This is a genomic window from Phaeovulum veldkampii DSM 11550 (assembly GCF_003034995.1).
GTDB lineage: Bacteria > Pseudomonadota > Alphaproteobacteria > Rhodobacterales > Rhodobacteraceae > Phaeovulum > Phaeovulum veldkampii.
This window is the reverse complement of record NZ_PZKF01000045.1, coordinates 1-17734: the sequence shown is the minus strand read 5'-3', so window position 1 is coordinate 17734 and position 17734 is coordinate 1. Positions and strand designations below refer to the sequence as shown.

At 64.0% G+C, this 17734-nt stretch carries 16 protein-coding genes; 15 read left to right on the top strand and 1 reads right to left on the bottom strand.

Annotated features, from left to right (window positions below; translation table 11 throughout):
• The 3 genes from C5F46_RS14020 to C5F46_RS14010 all read left to right on the top strand — a co-directional run.
• On the top strand, nt 1-652 hold a 652-nt coding region (locus C5F46_RS14020; protein ID WP_107325962.1), incomplete at its 5' end, for an ArdC family protein.
• Nucleotides 649-1038, top strand: a complete 390-nt coding sequence (locus tag C5F46_RS14015) for a DUF2958 domain-containing protein (protein ID WP_107325961.1) — start codon at nt 649-651, stop codon at nt 1036-1038. The genes C5F46_RS14020 and C5F46_RS14015, both read left to right, overlap by 4 nt.
• A 292-nt stretch (nt 1039-1330) precedes the next feature.
• Nucleotides 1331-3082: an ATP-dependent nuclease gene (locus tag C5F46_RS14010; RefSeq protein ID WP_133618612.1), complete on the top strand. Its 1752-nt coding sequence runs from the start codon at nt 1331-1333 to the stop codon at nt 3080-3082.
• Between the two features lie 230 nt (nt 3083-3312).
• On the opposite strand, the gene C5F46_RS14005 is transcribed toward C5F46_RS14010, so the two are convergent.
• Nucleotides 3313-4070 (bottom strand): IS5 family transposase gene (locus C5F46_RS14005; protein WP_107325963.1). Its coding sequence is split into 2 segments (ribosomal slippage): nt 3313-3734 and nt 3734-4070, totalling 759 coding nucleotides; the frame shifts between segments, so codons are not numbered across the junction.
• Nucleotides 4071-4239: 169 nt separating this feature from the next.
• Between C5F46_RS14005 and C5F46_RS14000 the strand changes: the two genes are divergently transcribed.
• The 12 genes from C5F46_RS14000 to C5F46_RS13950 all read left to right on the top strand — a co-directional run bounded on the left by C5F46_RS14000 (nt 4240) and on the right by C5F46_RS13950 (nt 17362).
• On the top strand, nt 4240-6378 hold the full coding sequence (locus tag C5F46_RS14000) for a ParB/RepB/Spo0J family partition protein (RefSeq protein ID WP_107325959.1): 2139 nt from the start codon (nt 4240-4242) through the stop codon (nt 6376-6378).
• A 91-nt stretch (nt 6379-6469) separates the two neighbouring features.
• On the top strand, nt 6470-6775 hold the full coding sequence (locus C5F46_RS13995) for a hypothetical protein (RefSeq protein WP_107325958.1): 306 nt from the start codon (nt 6470-6472) through the stop codon (nt 6773-6775).
• A 416-nt stretch (nt 6776-7191) separates the two neighbouring features.
• Complete coding sequence (locus C5F46_RS13990; protein WP_107325957.1) at nt 7192-7356, top strand: hypothetical protein; 165 nt, start codon at nt 7192-7194, stop codon at nt 7354-7356.
• Nucleotides 7357-7549: 193 nt separating this feature from the next.
• The gene (locus C5F46_RS13985; protein WP_107325956.1) at nt 7550-8098 is read left to right on the top strand and encodes a hypothetical protein; all 549 of its coding nucleotides are present in this window, start codon (nt 7550-7552) and stop codon (nt 8096-8098) included.
• 67 nt (nt 8099-8165) lie between these two features.
• On the top strand, nt 8166-8582 hold the full coding sequence (locus C5F46_RS13980) for a hypothetical protein (RefSeq protein WP_107325955.1): 417 nt from the start codon (nt 8166-8168) through the stop codon (nt 8580-8582).
• Nucleotides 8575-9219: an antitoxin of toxin-antitoxin stability system gene (locus C5F46_RS13975; protein ID WP_107325954.1), complete on the top strand. Its 645-nt coding sequence runs from the start codon at nt 8575-8577 to the stop codon at nt 9217-9219. The genes C5F46_RS13980 and C5F46_RS13975 overlap by 8 nt, the downstream gene beginning before the upstream one ends.
• Nucleotides 9220-9365: 146 nt before the next feature.
• A complete protein-coding gene (locus C5F46_RS13970) occupies nt 9366-13691 on the top strand; it encodes a strawberry notch family protein (protein ID WP_107325953.1) in 4326 nt (1441 codons plus the stop codon).
• Nucleotides 13691-14743: a DUF7146 domain-containing protein gene (locus C5F46_RS13965; RefSeq protein WP_107325952.1), complete on the top strand. Its 1053-nt coding sequence runs from the start codon at nt 13691-13693 to the stop codon at nt 14741-14743. The genes C5F46_RS13970 and C5F46_RS13965 overlap by 1 nt, the downstream gene beginning before the upstream one ends.
• A 339-nt stretch (nt 14744-15082) precedes the next feature.
• A complete protein-coding gene (locus C5F46_RS13960; RefSeq protein ID WP_107325951.1) occupies nt 15083-16009 on the top strand; it encodes a DUF2493 domain-containing protein in 927 nt (308 codons plus the stop codon).
• Nucleotides 16010-16087: 78 nt separating this feature from the next.
• On the top strand, nt 16088-16357 hold the full coding sequence (locus C5F46_RS13955) for a FitA-like ribbon-helix-helix domain-containing protein (protein WP_107325950.1): 270 nt from the start codon (nt 16088-16090) through the stop codon (nt 16355-16357).
• Nucleotides 16358-16522: 165 nt separating this feature from the next.
• Nucleotides 16523-16669 carry a hypothetical protein gene (locus tag C5F46_RS17300; RefSeq protein WP_407947349.1) on the top strand — a complete coding sequence of 49 codons (147 nt, stop codon included), beginning with the start codon at nt 16523-16525 and terminating at the stop codon, nt 16667-16669.
• A 60-nt stretch (nt 16670-16729) separates the two neighbouring features.
• Nucleotides 16730-17362: a DUF3800 domain-containing protein gene (locus C5F46_RS13950; RefSeq protein WP_201161500.1), complete on the top strand. Its 633-nt coding sequence runs from the start codon at nt 16730-16732 to the stop codon at nt 17360-17362.
• Nucleotides 17363-17734 lie beyond the last annotated feature (372 nt).

Here is a 17734-nt window from a genome sequence, read left to right as displayed (position 1 = left end):
GGGCACAACCGTCGTCTATGCCGACCGCTTCACCCCCGAGGACGAAAAACGCCGCGCTCGGGAAACCGGCGATACGCCAGGACAGATCCCCTTTCTCAAGCGCTTCACCGTCTTCAACGCCGCCCAATGCGAGGGACTGCCCGAGGAGATCACAGTCGCGGCACCCCCGCCGCCCCCGGGAATGATCGAGCCGCAGGTGGAGGCGCTGATCCGCGCCACCGGCATCGATTTCCGGATCGGGGGCGACCGGGCCTTCTATGTCCCGGCGCTGGATTACGTCCAGGTGCCCCCTCCGCAGGCCTATTTCGAGCCGATCAACTGGCATCGGACCGCACTGCATGAACTCGGCCATGCCACGGGCCATGCCTCGCGGCTGGGCCGGGACTTCTCGGGGAGTTTCGGGACCAAGGCCTATGCCTTCGAGGAACTGGTGGCCGAGATGAACGCGGCCTTCTGCTGCGCCTCGCTGGGGATCGTGCCCACCGTGCGCCACGCCGATTACATCGGCTCCTGGCTTGAGGTGCTGCGCGAGGACAACCGCGCCATCGTCCGAGCCGCCTCACAGGCGAGCAAGGCCGCGGACTGGCTGCTGGCCCACCTGCCGGAGCCTTCGGCGGCCGCCGATGTGGCAGGACAAGGGAGGGCAGCATGATCCTCCTGACCCCCAGCCAGCACGCCCGTCTTCTCGCCAACGGCCGGATGCCGGACGCCGATCACATCCCTGTCGTGAAGTTCTTCAACCCCTTCGGCCAGGGCACTTGGTTGGCCACCGAGCTCGATGAGGACGGCGACATCCTCTTCGGCCTCGCCGATCTGGGCTATCCGGAGCTCGGCTCCTGGTCGCTGAGCGAGATGGCGGCCATCCGACTGCCCTTTGGCCTGAGCATCGAGCGGGATCTGCATTTCGAGGGGCGGTTCCCGATCTCGGTCTGGGCCGAGGTGGCGCGGGCCGAGGGCAGCATCAGCGCGGCGGAGCGGGTGCTGTTCGCAATGTGCCGAGGATCAGATGAGGGGCGCCTCGGAAAGGCGGGTTCCTAGGCGCCGTAGGCCGAACCGGCGCTCCGAAGTTTCGCCTCTTCGCGCCGCTCTGTTCCAAGAGCGGCGCACTTGGGACTGGGTTGCAGCGTGATAGGTTGACGGAGAGCATAAGAAGCATCCGGTAACAGTGGTATCAACTCCGGAGAACACAGGGGGGACACCTGCTCTCCGCCACCGCTCTTGAGGCGGAAGCCAATCGGCGGAAGCGCTGGCCTATTGGTCATGTTGGCCGTAGCGTGGCTGTCACATGGCCTTGACCTGAACCGCTGACAAGGCACTATCGGTCGCGCGCGTGGCAAGGAAAATCCGTGAACGTCGTATGGGCGAGGGAAGTGCTTTGAAGCTAAAGAAAATTCGAATCGAAAAGTTCAGAGGGATCCGCAACGCAGAAATCGAAGTTGGAGCAGAATTGGCGCTGGTAGGACAAAATAGCGGTGGGAAGTCCTCAATTCTCAGAGCGTTGAATGCATTCTTTAATTTCGAAGACGAGCGCCCCCACTTTGAAGCTTCTCGCCACGCTTTTCAAAAAACATCAACTGCAATAGTCGATCTAGAATTCACGGACGCGCCTCCTCAGTGCAACTTGCCGCGTATTGTTGCTGGTGGATCTGAGGTTCGAGTTCGCCTGAAGTATAGGAAATCTCAAACTTGGGAAATACTTCAGAATGGGACGTGGATTGCCGCTCCAAGTGGATTTCAGGAGGAACTTCAGAAATTTGTTCGTTACGTGTATGTTCCTGTATCCAGAATTGAAAACGTTCTCAAATGGGGTCAAGAAAGCCTTCTGAGGGCTGCGGTCATGTCATGGGTGCAGGAGTACACGAAAAATAGAGACAGAATTTCCCCTAAAGTCTCCGAGCTTACAAAAATCATCAAGGATCGAACATTTGTAGGCCTTAGTAAGCACCTTCGAGCTTTAACGCATTTGAACGGATCGTTTGAGTTCGAGTTGGACTACTCGGCTACGCCAGATTTCAGTTTGCTAATTCAGGACCTTGTTCTACGAGTCAAGGATGGAAGCACAACGGTTGAAATTACTGACTGTGGAAGTGGAACGCAAAGTCTCGCAGCAGTTGGCATTTACTCATACTTGGCAGAATCTCTAGGGGGAACTTATATCCTTGGAATCGAAGAGCCAGAACAAAACCTTCACCCACAGGCGCAGCGGTCTTTGTTGGCAGCGTTGAAGAAACTTCCGCTTCAAGTTATCTTCACCACACACTCGACAGTCATGCTCGATAGCTTGGAACATGAAGAGGTCGCACTTTGTAGGAGGGTTTCTTCTAGTAGTCGTGGATTCGAGATAACCGTTACACAGCTAACGAGAACTTTTTGGGGCGATATCGGCATTGATCGAGCAAAATATTATAATTTCCACCGCAGAAGAAACTCCGATTTCTTTTTCGCTGATTTTGTCATTCTGACCGAGAGTCCGATCGACGCCGAGCTTGTAAAGCATCTGATCGAGGACGGCGGGCTGGATTTTGCAAAACACAGCGTGTCAATTATAAGCCTAGATGGGGTTGAGTCTCTTCCCTACGCTTATCATCTTTTACGCAAGATAAAGATCGAATTCGCTACTGTTGTCGACAAGGACTATTTCCTGCCATACTTGAATGATGAACTAGAAAGTAGTAGAGATGCCCGCGGCTTCCCGCGCTATCGTCAGCAATACAAAGCGACCTGCTTGATCGACCTGATGTTGCCAGACGCTGTGAAGCGTGCCGATCTTTTGAACTTATTCTTTACTAATCATTCTAGAGCATTGAGCGTTTTGGAAGAGGTAGGAGTGTTCTGCTTTCGATATTCAATGGACATCGATCTTGTTGGCTCAGCGACAGCGCAAGGAGTACTTTATGGCCGCTTGAACATTCCGGCTGCAGATCAATCGCCTTATGGACTACTTATAGGTCGAAAGAATCAACTCAAGAAGATCGAAACTGTTCTTGGAACAACAAAAATGCTAACCCCAGGGAGTCTCCCGAACTCGTATAAGAGAATAAGGAAGAAGATACCTGAGCTCGTTCGCGCTACGGTGCGTTGACCCTCATCCAATCGAAATTGAGACCATTTCAATCTTTTTGGCCCTGAAACCATATCCTGATAATTGTTGCGGTTCGGGTCATGGGATTTTGGAGACTGCTTTTGGGCTTTGGCGTCTTTCGCTACGTCTCACTTGACTGGGCGCTTCGGTAGTCCGAGTCGAGAGGTCGCAATTGGCTAAAGTCATGCTTTGACGGCCACGAATTGCCTAGGGTCCAGACTCATTGATCCTCAAAGCCAGAACATGACGGTCGCTGCGAGGGCGACGGCGGAGAGGAACACCTTCGGGCATCTGTCGTAGCGGGTTGCGATCCTGCGCCAATCCTTGAGCCTTCCGAACATAATCTCGATCCGGTTGCGCCGCTTGTAGCGTCTTTTGTCGTATTTCACGGGTGTCTTGCGCGCCTTCCGACCGGGTATGCAGGGCTTTATCTCCTTGTCTTTCAACGCATCTCTGAACCAATCAGCGTCATAACCGCGATCCGCCAGAAGCCAGTCGGCTTTCGGCAATTCCCTCAGCAAGGCCGCAGCGCCGGTGTAGTCACTGACTTGCCCGGCCGACATGAAGAATGTCACAGGGCGACCAATCGCATCGGTGACAGCATGCAGCTTGGTGTTCATTCCGCCCTTCGTGCGCCCAATCAGGCGGCCAGGCCCCCTTTTTTGACCCGCAGGCTCGAAGCCGTGCGATGCGCTTTGAGATACGTGGCGTCGATCATGATCGTTTTGGTCTCGGTCCCTTCTGCGGCCAGGCCCGCCATGATCCGGGCGAACACACCCATATCGCTCCATCGCTTCCAACGGTTATACAAGGTCTTGTGCGGGCCGTATTCCCTGGGCGCATCGCACCACCTCAACCCATTGCGATTGATGAAGATTATGCCGCTCAGCACACGCCGGTCATCGACGCGCGGCTTGCCATGGCTCTTGGGAAAAAAGGGTTTCAGACGCTCCATCTGCGCCTCGGTCAGCCAGAAAAGGTTGCTCATCGATCGGTCTCCTTGCGGAGCGTGAATCATGCCGCAAGGATGAAATCAATGGGTCCTGACCCTAAAGCGAGCCAACCGCCGACAATAGAGCCAGAGGAGGGGTTGGGTTCCGTGACGGGTTGGAGGCCGGAGAGAGAGGCTCCCCGGCGCCCGTCATGGAGTTGCGACCATGGCCTCTGCCATTCACAAGATCACGCTGTCGTTCTCGCGCGACATTCCTTTCAACAAGCTGGTGCTGAGCCAGGCGAACGTCCGGCGCGTCAAGGCCGGTGTTTCGGTCGAGGAGCTGGCCGAGTCGATCGCCCGGCGCGGGCTGATCCAGTCCCTGCATGTCCGGCCCGTCCTTGACGCCGATGGTCACGAAACCGGCCTCTTCGAGGTCCCGGCGGGCGGGCGCCGGTTTCGGGCGCTGGAGCTTCTGGTCAGGCAAAAGCGCCTCGCCAAGACCGCGCCCGTGCCCTGCGTCCTGTCCGAGGCGCAGACCGGCATCCTGATCGACGAGCTGTCGCTCGCCGAGAACATCGAGCGCGCGCCGCTGCATCCGCTGGATCAGTTCCGCGCCTTCCAGGCCATGCGCAACAAGGGCATGACCGAGGACGCGATTGCCGCCGCCTTCTTCGTGGACGCGAAGGTCGTCAAGCAGCGCCTGCGCCTCGCGTCGGTCGCGCCTGCACTTCTGGAGGTCTATGCCGAGGACGGCATGACGCTCGAGCAGCTGATGGCCTTTACAGTCTCGGAGGATCACGCCCGGCAGGAACAGGTCTGGGAGGCGATCCGCAACGGCTGGCAGAAGGAGCCCTATCACATCCGCCGCCTTCTGACCGAAACCACGGTGCGCGCCTCGGACAAGCGGGCGTTGTTCGTCGGCATCGACGCGTATGTGGCTGCGGGCGGCTCTGTCCTGCGCGATCTGTTCCAGCAGGACGACGGCGGCTGGCTGCAGGACCCGGTCCTGCTCGACCGTCTGGTCGGCGAGAAGCTGAAGGCCGAGGCCGAGACCATCGCCGCCGAGGGCTGGAAGTGGATCGAGGTCGCCGTGAACTTCCCCTACGGCCACCTGCAGGGGCTGCGGCAACTGGCGGGAACGACCGTCGACCTGACGGATGATGAGCGCGCGACGCGCGAAGCGCTGCGCGACGAATACGATCGGCTGGAAGCCGAGTATGCCGAGGCGGAGGAGCTGCCTGATGACATTGACCAGCGGCTCGGCGAGATCGAGGCGGCGCTCGAAGCCTTCGACAGCCGCCCGATGGTTTATGCCCCCGGTCAGATGGCAAAGGCGGGTGCCTTCGTCAGCATCGACTCCGACGGTCGGCTGCGCGTCGAGCGGGGGTATGTCCGGCACGAGGACGAGGCGGTCGCGGAACCCGAGGGTGTGGGCCCCGATGGCGCAGATGGGTCTTACCCTGAAGGGGCTGAACCGGGCCAGCCGCGGCGGGCTGTCATCGCCATCGGCGGCGCGGCTGTGGATTGCGACGACGACGAGGATGGGGCGGATGCGATCCGGCCCCTGCCGGACCGCCTTGTCACCGAATTGACCGCCCATCGCACCCTGGCCTTGCGGGATGCTATGGCGAAATCCCCCCATGTCGCCCTGACCGCGCTTCTGCATCGGCTGGTGTCGGACAGCTTCCTGCGCCAGTCCGGAAGGGGCTGCCTCGAGGCGCAGGTCCGCGAGGTGCATTTCCCGGCGCAGGCCGAAGATCTGCGCGACAGCGCCTCGGCCATTTCGATCGCCGCGCGGCATGAACGCTGGGGCGATCAGGTGCCGGCCGACGATGCGGCGGTCTGGGACTGGCTCGACGCCCTCGACGACGCATCGCGTTTGGAGCTTCTGGCGCATTGCGTGAGCTTCGGGGTCAACGCGCTCTACGAGAAGCCGAACCCCTATGGCGGCATGGGGGTGAGCCAGCACGGGCTGGCGCAGCGCCTTGCGCAGGCTGATCGTCTGGCGCAGGCGACGGGCCTCGACATGGTCGCGGCGGGCTGGCGGCCGACGGTCGAGAACTACCTCGGCCGGGTGACCAAGCCGCGCATCATCGAGGCGGTGCGGGAAGGTGCGGGTGACCGCGCGGCCGATCTGATCGGGCACCTGAAGAAGGGCGAGATGGCCAAGGAGGCCGAGCGCCTGCTGGCGGATACCGGCTGGCTGCCGGGACCGCTTCGCCGGGCGCTTCCGGATGCGGCCGACGATGTCGATCCGGCGTCGGGATCCGAGGGCGAAGACCTGCCCGACTTCCTCGCGGGTGAGGACGATGCACCGGCCGAAGATGAGGATGAGGCGCAGCGTCCCGTTGCTGCCGAGTGATCACCCCGGGGCGGCGCAGGTCGCCCCATCTTGCCCGATCTTCATTTCCTGGCCCGGCCACGTGCCGGGACTTTCCGCTATTGGAGACCCCATGCCCCCTGTCATCGATATCGACGAGATCTTCCGCGAGGACCGCACCAACCCGGTGACCGAGCGGTCGCTTCCCTGGGAAGAGACATGCGACGGGATCACCGTCGTCGTGGAACCCAAGCCCCACTGGGCCGAAGACCTGCGCGCCTTCCGTCTGGAAACGCGCGAATACTGCCGTTACGCCGACTGGCTGCTCCATGGCGCAAGGGCCCGGTTCTTCGGCCATGCCGACCTGTCCGGCGACGAAGTCATGCTGAAGGCGCGTGCCATGGTCGCGCGCGAGATCGCGGAGGGGCTCTGGGACTGAAGCCCCGGCGACGCTGTCCGTCGATGCAGGGCGTGGCTGCATGCCCGTGCGTGGATCAAGTGCCAGTTTCACCCGGCCTCTCGACCCGCATTCTGGCGTCGGGATCGGGTGCGAAATCACCGGCACCCAGTTCCGTTTGGATCGAGACGCGGAGCGTCAAGGCTGGCGCGGCAGGGCATCTGTGACGGGATTCCGGCATCCGATCTGCGGCAAAGACCATCCCCCGCTTCCATTCGCTGACCTTGGTCTGATCCGTCTCTTGGCATTCAACCCCAGAGGGGTCGGCTTACGCGTGCGTGCCGCCCTCGGCGTTCAGCGATCTGAACGCGCGAGGGTGAGTGCTGATCCGGTCAGACACGTCGGGCGCCTGTCGCGCGGGGGATGGTCCCCCGCCTCCAAGACAGGAGCTGGAACCCATGTCCTATGCAGATGCCATCGCCTTCGCCGCCAGCCTCGCCGCCACATTGCTCGTGTCGATCGTCGTGTTCGAGGCCGGTGACGGCACCCATGGCGCCATGCCCGCCGATGAATTCGACGGCGAGGAGAGCATGGTGAAACTGGAGCTCGATCCCTGGGCCTGAGGCGCGGGAGCGCCTCACCCCCCCGACCCGGACCCGCATGCGGGTTCCGGGTTTTTCCGCTGCCATGGCAGCGCGTCGGCACGCGCGAGGCCGGGGCCGCAGCCCCCGGCAAAGAGGAAGAGGGCGGGCCTTCGGGCCGTGACGGGTGCGAGGTGGAGGAGAGGCCTCCGCCGCCCGTCGCGGAGTGATCCCGATGACCCTTACCCGACAGGGCGGTTTCCGTCCCATCGGCCAGATCCTGGCCCATGACATCCTTCCCGCGCTGCAGGGCGCGCCGAGGTTGCCGCTGCGCGTCTCATCCATCGGCACCACCGATCCCGACGATGCCGATGCGCCCCGGGAGCGGTGTCTTGCCCTCGGCGAGGTCACCTGTCCCGACGAGGCCATGCGCCTTGCTGAGCTGGCCGTGTGCAGGGCCGACCATCCGGGCGCAGTCGCGCTTCCCGGCTTCCAGCCGCGTCTGGCGGTCATCGAGGATCGCAGCCATGGCCTCGTCCTCGCCGGAGCGATCCGCGCCGGGGTCATCCTCTGGCAGCCGCCCGTCGCCTCGGACGCAGAGGCGCGCCGGATCGTGACCGAGGCGAGCCGCCTGCGCGGCCAGGCCTTCGCCGCAGACGGGCGCGGGGATCGCAAGACCGCCAGCGCCCTGCGTGTCCGGGCGAGCCTCCTCGAGGCGCGGCTCGTCGATCCCTTCTGGCGGGCCACCGCGGCGGCGCTGCTCAGCCTGCCGCAGGCCGCTTGAACGGCTTCCCCTTTCCCCAGCACTGGCCCGGTCACTCTCCCGGGCCTTCTTCCATCCGGAGGCTGTCATGGCTGACTACTTCACCCACTTTTCCTGCCTGCTTGACGTGGGCACCCCCGAGAATGCCGCCCGCGCGCTCGACATCTACACGGCTCTGTCGCAAGAAAACGCGGCGGAGGATCCGCCTTCGGACGGGTTTGCGCTGTCGATCCAGCCCGAGCATGGCGGCACGCTGCTCTGGATGCGTGACGAGGGCAACGGCGATCCCGCGCAGGTCATCGCCTTCGTGAAACGCTGCGCCGCCGCCTTCGGTCTGACCGGCCGATGGGGTCTGCAATATGCGACGACCTGCTCGAAGCCCAGGGTCGATGGGTTCGGCGGCGGCGCCCATGTCCTGGATCTCGCGACCGGCGAGACGATCGATTGGATCTCAACCGATGGCTGGCTGTCGGCCCTGCTGACGGAAGGGGCGAGCCATGCCTGAGGTGATCGAGACCACAGTCTATCGCCTCGATGAACTCTCCGAGGCGGCCAAGGAAAGGGCCCGCGCCTGGTATCGCGAGGGCGGCTTCGATTACGACTGGTACGATGCCGTCTACGAGGATTTCCAGAACATCGCCGAAATCCTCGGCATCCGCTTCCGGACCCGGACCGTCCGCCTCATGGGCGGCGGCACGCGGCAGGACCCCTGCATCTGGTTCCGGGGCTTCTGGTCACAAGGAGATGGGGCGTCTTACGAAGGGGTCTGGCGATACGCCAGTGGTTCAGCGGCCCGTCTGCGTGCCCATGCCCCGCAAGACGCCGTGCTGCACGGCATCGCGGACCGGCTGCAGGCGATCCAGCGGCGCAACTTCTTCCAGCTGCGCGCCGAGATCACCCATCACGGGCATTACTCGCACGAATACAGCATGCGCATCGCCGTCGAACGCGACAGCCAGACCGGGCAGGACATGACAGCCGATGCCGAGGACATCGTCATCGAGGCGCTGCGGGATCTCGCCCGTTGGCTCTATCGGCAGCTCGAGCGGGAATACGGGTATCTCACCTCCGACGAGGCGGTCGACGAGAGCCTGCGCGCCAATGACTACACCTTCACCGAAGCTGGTCGCCGCTTCGGGTGACATGAAGCGCCCCACCGCAAGGTCGGGGCGCTTCTTCTTTGCAGCGTGTGCGAGAGGGAGAGGGGGGCCGCGATAGGGCGGGTCCGGGCGGGTGAGAGAGCGCCCTCCGGATCCTTGCCCGTCCCGCTCTACCGAGGTCATCCGACATGAACAGCCTTTCCCCAGCGGCCGGACCGGCCGCATCGATTTCGCCTGCCACGGCCATCCTGGCCGCGGCGCGGCTTCTGCTTCCCCATCTCGAGCGCGGCGCGCGAATCGATGCCGCGATCCTGCGCGCGGCCATGGAAACCGCCTTCGGGGCCTCCGACGCCGTCGGCGTCTGGGACTGGAAATCCGCCTATGAGGCCTGCGAGGTCGCCACGGTCCTGTTCCTCCGCAAGTATGGCTCTGCGCTGTTCCGGAAGGCCGTCAGCATGGACGCCCGTCTGGCGCAGCTCACGAAAATCGCTTCCCTGATGCCCACCCAGACCCGCCGCTCGGAGGACAGCCAGAGTTTTCAGCAGTTTAGCACACCGATCCCTCTTGGCCTTGCGGCTCTGGCTGCGGCTCGGATCACCCCTGAAGATGTCGTGCTCGAGCCCTCGGCCGGCACCGGCCTGATGGCCATTCTCGCGGAAACGCTGGGCGGCGGGCTGATCCTCAACGAACTCGCGGCGACGCGCGCCGATCTCCTCTCCGCCCTCTTTCCGGCCGCGATCCTTTCGCGGTTCGATGCCGCGCAGATCGATGACCATCTGGATGCGGGGCTCGTGCCGTCCGTCGTCGTGATGAACCCACCGTTCTCGGCCCTGGCCCATGTTGCAGGGCGCAACACGGAGGCCGCCTTCCGACACGTCGCCTCGGCGCTCGCGCGTCTTGCGCCCGGCGGGCGGCTGGTCGCCATCACCGGGGCGGGTTTCGGGCCCGAGGCACTGAACTGGCGCGAGGCTTTCATCCGGCTTCAAGCGAGTGGTCGGGTGGTCTTCTCCGCCGTGATCGACGGGTCGGTCTATGCGCGGCATGGCACGACGATCGAGACACGGCTGACCGTGATCGACAAGCAGCCCGCCAAGGATCCCGCCGCCTTACCGGCCTCGCCGGGCACTGCGCCGGATGTGCAGACGCTGCTTGGATGGATCGCGGCGCAAGTGCCCGAGCGCCTGCCGGTCTCCTTGTCGCAGCTGACCGCTCCGGTCGGCCGCTCCTTGTCGCCGCCAGTCCGCGGGGCGCTTGGTCGGCCAGTCCGCCCGACACGTCCCGTGCCAACGCAAGGCAGGGGCCCCGAAGCTGTCGAACTCGCCTATGACGCCATCGACTGGACGCCGCCCGAGGGCGGACGCCTGTCGGATGCCATCTACGAGCCCTATGCGCTGCAAGCGATCCGCATCCCCGGTGCTGAACCGCACCCAACCCGGCTGGTGCAATCGGCCGCCATGGCTTCCGTCGCGCCGCCGCGCCCGACCTATCGGCCGTTGCTGCCGTCCGACATCCGCGCCCGCCTGTCCGAGGCCCAGCTCGAGACCGTGATCTATGCGGGCGAGGCGCATGCCGGTCATCTGGCCGGATCCTGGACGGTCGATGCCACCTTCGACACGGTAAGCGCCGCGGCCGATGATGCCGAGGGGGCCGTTCGCTTCCGGCGGGGTTTCATGCTGGGCGACGGCACCGGGGCGGGGAAGGGGCGGCAATCGGCCGGCATCCTCCTCGACAACTGGTTGCGCGGGCGGCGCAAGGCCCTCTGGATCAGCAAATCCGACAAGCTGATCGAGGATGCGCAGCGCGACTGGCAGGCGCTCGGTCAGGAGCGGCTTCTCATCACGCCGCTCGCGCGCTTTGCCCAGGGCAAGCCGATCACGCTTGCCGAAGGCATCCTGTTCACCACCTATGCCACGCTGCGCTCCGACGACCGCGGCGAGAAGGTTTCGCGGGTCCGCCAGATCGTCGATTGGTTGGGCCGCGACTTCGACGGGGTCATCATCTTCGACGAGAGCCATGCCATGCAGAATGCCGGGGGCGGGAAGGGCGAACGCGGCGATGTCGCTGCCTCACAGCAGGGCCGAGCGGGGCTGCGGCTTCAGCATGCGCTGCCCGAGGCGCGCATCGTCTATGTCTCGGCCACCGGGGCGACCACCGTGCACAACCTGGCCTATGCGCAGCGCCTCGGGCTCTGGGGCGGCGAGGATTTTCCCTTCGCCACCCGTGCGGAATTCGTCGATGCGATCGAGGCTGGCGGCGTGGCTGCCATGGAGGTTCTGGCCCGCGATCTGCGGGCGCTCGGCCTCTATACGGCCCGGTCCCTGTCCTATGAGGGCGTGGAATATGACCTTCTGGAGCACAGCCTGAGCGCGGAGCAGCGCCGCATCTATGATGCCTATGCCGGGGCCTTCGCCGTCATCCACAACAACCTCGACGCGGCGATGGAGGCGGCCAACATCACCGGGCGCGAGGGCACGTTGAACCGGCAGGCGAAATCCGCCGCGCGCTCGGCCTTCGAAAGCACCAAGCAGCGCTTCTTCGGCCATCTGCTGACCTCAATGAAGACCCCGACGCTCCTGCGGGCGATCGAAGGGGACCTTGCGGCGGGCCATGCCAGCGTCGTCCAGATCGTCTCCACCGGTGAGGCGCTGATGGAACGGCGGCTGGCGGAGATCCCGACCGAGGACTGGAATGACCTGAATACGGACTTGTCTCCGCGTGAGTACGTCCTGTCCTACCTGCAGCACTCCTTCCCGGTTCAGCTGCATGAACCCTTCACCGACGGGGAGGGCAACCTCTCGTCGCGCCCTGTGTTCCGCGATGGCCAACCCGTGGAATGCCGTGAGGCCGTTGCCCGGCGCGAGGCCCTGATCGAACATCTTGCCGGTCTACCGGCGGTGCCCGGCGCGCTCGACCAGATCGTCCAGCATTTCGGGACGGATCAGGTCGCCGAGGTGACAGGCCGGTCGCGCCGTATCGTGCGAAAGGGCGAGGGGCGCGAGGCGCGCCTGGCCGTCGAAAACCGCGCCGCCGCGGCGAACCTGGCCGAGACCTCGGCCTTCATGGACGACCGCAAGCGCATCCTCGTCTTCAGCGATGCGGGCGGCACGGGGCGGAGCTACCACGCCGATCTTGGCGCAAGGAACCAGCGGTTGCGGGTCCACTACCTGCTGGAACCCGGCTGGAAGGCCGACGCCGCGATCCAGGGCCTTGGTCGTACGAACCGCACCAATCAGGCGCAACCGCCGCTCTTCCGGCCCATCGCCACCGATGTGAAGGCCGAGAAACGCTTCCTTTCGACCATCGCCCGCCGCCTCGACACGCTGGGCGCGATCACACGCGGCCAGCGCCAGACCGGGGGACAGGGGCTGTTCCGGCCCGAGGACAATCTGGAATCGGCCTATGCCCGCGATGCGCTGCGCCAGCTCTACCAGCTGATCGCAAAGGGCAAGGTGGAGGGCTGCTCGCTCGAGGCCTTTGAAGCCGCGACCGGGCTGAAGCTGATGGATGCGACGGGCCTGAAGGACGATCTGCCGCCGATCACCACCTTCCTCAACCGCCTCCTCGCCCTACCCATCGCGTTGCAGGGCATTCTCTTCGCCGCCTTCGAGCAGCTCCTCGAGGCGCGCATCGCCGGGGCCATGGCCTCGGGCAGCTACGACATGGGGCTCGAGACCCTCCGCGCGGAAAGCTTCCGGGTCACCGACCGCCATGTGATCCACACCCATCCCGGCACCGGCGCCGAAACCCGGCTTCTGACCATCGCGGAACGCCGGCGGAACCAGCCTGTCACCCGCGAGGCGGCGCTGGCAGAACTCTCCGATCCGCGGGCGCGGCTCCTGATCAACGAACGCTCGGGCCGGGCTGCGGTGCAGATCCCCACGACCAGCGTCATGCTCGATGATGGCGAGATCGAGCGGCGCGTGCGGTTGATCCGGCCCATGGAGGCGCAAGCCGTGCCGCTGCGGCTGATGGGGGAAACCCATTGGGTCGAGGCCGACGTCGCGCGCTTCGGCATGGCCTGGGATGCGGAATGTGCGGGCGTGCCGGAGTTCACCGAGAGCACGCTGCACATGGTTACGGGACTTCTGCTGCCGATCTGGAAGCGCCTGCCACCGGACTCGACCCGCGTCTATCGCCTGCAGGCCGATGACGGCGAACGGATCATCGGCCGCCGCGTCTCGCCCGCCTGGGCCGCGACGGCCTCGGTCGCCGGGACGGTGGCGAGCCTGACGCCTGAGGCCGCCCATGCCGCCCTGATGGAGGGCCGCACGATCCTTGATCTCGCCGAAGGGCTGCAACTCCGCCGCGCGCGCGTCATGAGCGTGCAGCGGATCGAGCTGACGGGCTTCACCGAGGCGATGCGCGAGCGGCTGCGGGCCTATGGTCTCTTCACCGAGATCATCGCCTGGAAGCTGCGCTTCTTCGTGCCCATCGACGCCACCGGCATCGAGGTCCTCGGCAAGCTTTTCGCGCGGTTCCCGATTGAGCGGATCGGTGAGCGGGAGGCGGCCTGATGACCCGGCTTACCGCCACCGATCTGGCAGAGCGTCTTGGCCGACAGGCCGAGGCGGTCTGTCGTCATTACCTGTCCAACGGGCGCAAGCAGGGCAACTACTGGTTGGTCGGCGATGTGCGCAACACGCCGGGCCGGTCGATGTTCGTCCGGCTGACCGGCGGGGCCTCGGGCAAGGGGGCGGCGGGGAAATGGGTCGATGCGGCCAGTTCCGAACATGGCGACCTTCTGGACGTCATCCGCGAAAGCCTCGGGCTGGTGGAGTTCGCCGAGATCGCCGAGGAGGCCCGCCGGTTTCTCAGCCTGCCGCAGGAGGCGCCAGCCGCACCGGACCACCCTTCGCGGCACATCGCGGGACCATCCGGCTCGACCGGCGCGGCGCAACGGCTCTGGCGCATGGCCCGGCCCATCGCGGGCAGCCTTGCCGAAACCTATCTGCGCGGGCGTGGTATCGCGGATCTGCAGAACGCCGATCCGTTGCGCTTTCTTCCCGATTGCTACTGGCGGCCCGAGGGCGCGGGGGCGACCGAGACCTGGCCCGCGCTGATTGCCGCCGTCACTGACCTCGAGGGGACGGTCACCGGCGCGCATCGCACCTGGCTTGCACGGGATGGCAGGCGGAAGGCACCGCTCGAACCGCCGCGCAAAGCGATGGGCACGCTTCTCGGGCACGGCGTCCGGTTCGGCCGCGCGCAGGATATCCTGGCAGCGGGCGAGGGCATCGAGACGATCCTGTCGCTGCGCCAGATCTTGCCCGGTCTGCCGATGGTCGCCGCCCTGTCTGCGGGTCACCTCTCAGCCCTCCTGTTCCCGGCGCAGCTGCGCAGGCTCTATGTCGTCTGCGACAACGATCCGGCAGGACGGATCGCACGGGAGGCACTGGTCGCTCGGGCCAGCAAGGCCGGGGTCGAGGCGCTGGCACTCTCGCCGATGCTGGGGGATTTCAACGACGATCTCGTTGGACGCGGGCGGGACGCGCTTCGAGCATGGGTGCGGCCACAACTCGCCCCGGAGGACGTGAGCCGCTTCATGGGTCCGATGCAGGCGCCGTGACGAGGCTGGGGATCGGCTTGTGGCGAAAGTTTCATGGGCGCGGAAGTGCAGCGTCATCGGGCAGGAGGACCGCGCCTCGGCCTTCGAGAGGGCGATCGGCCCACAAGCGGCCCGGCCCGGCAATGGCGGCGCCCGACTGATTTCCGTCGGCGGGCATCCACCCCACGCGACAGGTCGCGCGGGGACCCCGGAAGGCCCGCCTTTACAGCGCGATCCAAATCAGCCGGGCTTGGCCATCAAGGCCCTCGCAAAGGGCTCGGGCTGCCTGACCGGTCCGCCCGTGGGCTTTCGTCGCCACGAAGGCCGCGACGGTCGCGGTCCAGCCCAAGGACGCCTCTCATGAACGCCCATGACGATTTCGACGCCGATCACAGCACCTCACCCACGGGCCATGTCGTCGAAGCCCTTGAACTCTATGGCTATCGTCCCGCCGAGGACGAGGCCGACCCCCGGATCACGCCCGAGGATGACGTCATCCGCACCGCGGTCGCCGACATCTTCGACGCGTTGATCTCCACCATGGCCGATACCAGCCTCGACTTCGACCTCGACGAGATCCTCTGGTCGATCGTCAACACCTTCCACCGCGCGGTCTTGCGGATCGAGGGCAAGCTCGACGACAATGAGCAGGCCCAGAAGCGGCTGCAGCGCGAACAGGACGGCTCCGAGGTGAAATCCGTCCAGCTCGAGACGCTGATCGCCATCGGGCAGAGCCTGCTCGATCGCCGCGACAGCCTCGAGCTCTTCTGCGAAACCGCCGCCGACATCTATCTGCGCACGCTCGGCACCCCCTGGTCGCCGCGCACCGGCTCCCGTGTCAACCATCGCCAGATGACGGCGGCCATGATCGACAGCCGCGATTTCCTGGCCGCCAAACGCCGGGCCGATGCCGAGGTGCTCTTGCCCGCAGGGCCGAAGATCGCCTTCTCGGGCGGCGAGACCACCGATCATCGCCTGATCTGGGACAAGCTCGATCAGGTCCATGCCAAGCACCCCGACATGGTCCTCCTGCATGGCGGATCGCCGAAAGGCGCCGAACGGATCGCCGCCACCTGGGCCAGCAATCGCAAGGTGCCCCAGGTCGCCTTCAAGCCCGACTGGACAAAGCACGCCAAGGCCGCGCCCTTCAAGCGTAACGACCAGATGCTCGCGACGCTGCCGATCGGCGTCATCGTCTTTCCGGGCACCGGCATCCAGGACAATCTGGCGGACAAGGCCCGAAAGATGGGCATACCGGTCATCCGCATCGGGGCGGGCAGCGCGTAAGCGCTGCCAACCCCTTGAAGCCCGATACCATCCTCTGGATTCTGGGTGCGACGATTTCCGATCGGAAAGGAGGCCAAGATGGCTACGGTGACCATTCGCAATCTTTCCGAAGAGGCCCACCGCGCCCTCAAGCACCGCGCCAAACAGAACAGGCGCAGCCTTGAGGCCGAAACGCGCGCCATCCTGGAGGCGGCTGTCCGCCCGGAGGTACGGCTGCAACTGGGTTCCGCACTCTTCGAGTTGAGCCGCAAGTTCGGGCTGACCGATGCAGAGGTCGAGGCTATTCATCGGATTCGCGACAGGCGCCCCGCCGAGCCGATGCAGTCCGATGAATTCGTAGAAAAGTAGCTCTCCATCCCTTCCGCTCAGGCGGGATCACAGAGACCAGGGAGCAGCGCCCGTTGGATGACTGTGTTCGATAACCTGCTTGAACGAGACAAAGAATTGCGGCTCTTTGTGTGCGCGTGAGGGTGTACAGGGTCGGAGGTCGCTCACTTGAGCTGGACGCTTTTTGTGGATGAGTCGGGGCAGGATCGAAGGAATTCACCTTATGAAGTCCTGGCCGGTATCGCCATTGAGGATCGACAAATCTGGCCCCTCATCTGTCAGATATCAGACGCCCAGCAGCATTTTTTCGGTATGCGCCTGTATCAGGCCTAGGGAGCGGAAGCCAAAGCAAAAGAACTCCTGAAGACAAAGACATACAAGCATGCGGTCCAGATGGAGCCTTTTCCGCATCTCGACCGAACACGTCTTGCGCGTGAAATCCTGCAAGACGGCACCGACGTTTCGCGCGCCCGCTTGACAGCCCTTGCACAGGCCAAGATCGCGTATTGCGAATTCATTCTTCAATTGGCGCAGCGTCATGGCGGCCAGATTTTCGCGACGATGGTGCCGCAAGCCGCGCCAAGGCCACCAAGCGGCGAGCAAATGAGAAAAGATTATGCCTTCTTTCTGGAGCGTTACTATCACTTCCTGAACCAGAGGCCGGGTGATCCGATGGGTTTTCTGGTGTTCGATGAACTCGATAAGTCCGCCAGTCACGTCCTGTTGAGTCAGATCGCAAGATATTTTCAAAGAACGTCGAATGGCCGAACGCGCTCCCGCTTAATCGTGCCTGAGCCATTCTTCGTACATTCGGATCTTTCTTCATTGATCCAGCTTGCCGATATCGTTGCGTACGTGATCAGCTGGGGTTTACGCCTGCGACGCATGCCACCAACGACGCGTCCAGAACTGGATCCGCTGGTCGCTATCGTGAAGCGGATGCGCTACTACCACCAAACGGAAGGGGGAGGGGAAGTGTGGGGGGTCAAGGAAATTCCCGACCTGCGTCCCAATCCAAGGACATAAAAAAAGGCAATGCAACGTTTCCGCCACAAAGCCTCCATGCAGTACAAGACACAAAGTCGACCTGTTTGTCAAGTCCGGCCGTAAGGTTCCCGGCCTTGCGCACCGTGGCGTTGCTGATCGCTGTGGCACCGCCGACCGATGGTAGCCGAGAAGGAGATCGCAATGATAGAAGGCGTCGCGCCGAGGCGGCTAGCGAGCCTAAGGCTGGTCTCCACGGTCGCAGTGCGTCTTACATCACTGACGGTTTGTGACCTGATCGCGCGTCGGCACATCGGCTCCGAGGAACGGTTTGAGAATGGCTGAGGAAACACGTCAAGACGACCTTCGGCGCCGATCAGTGATCCGCCTTAGCTTGAGCCTCCGAGACCTTGA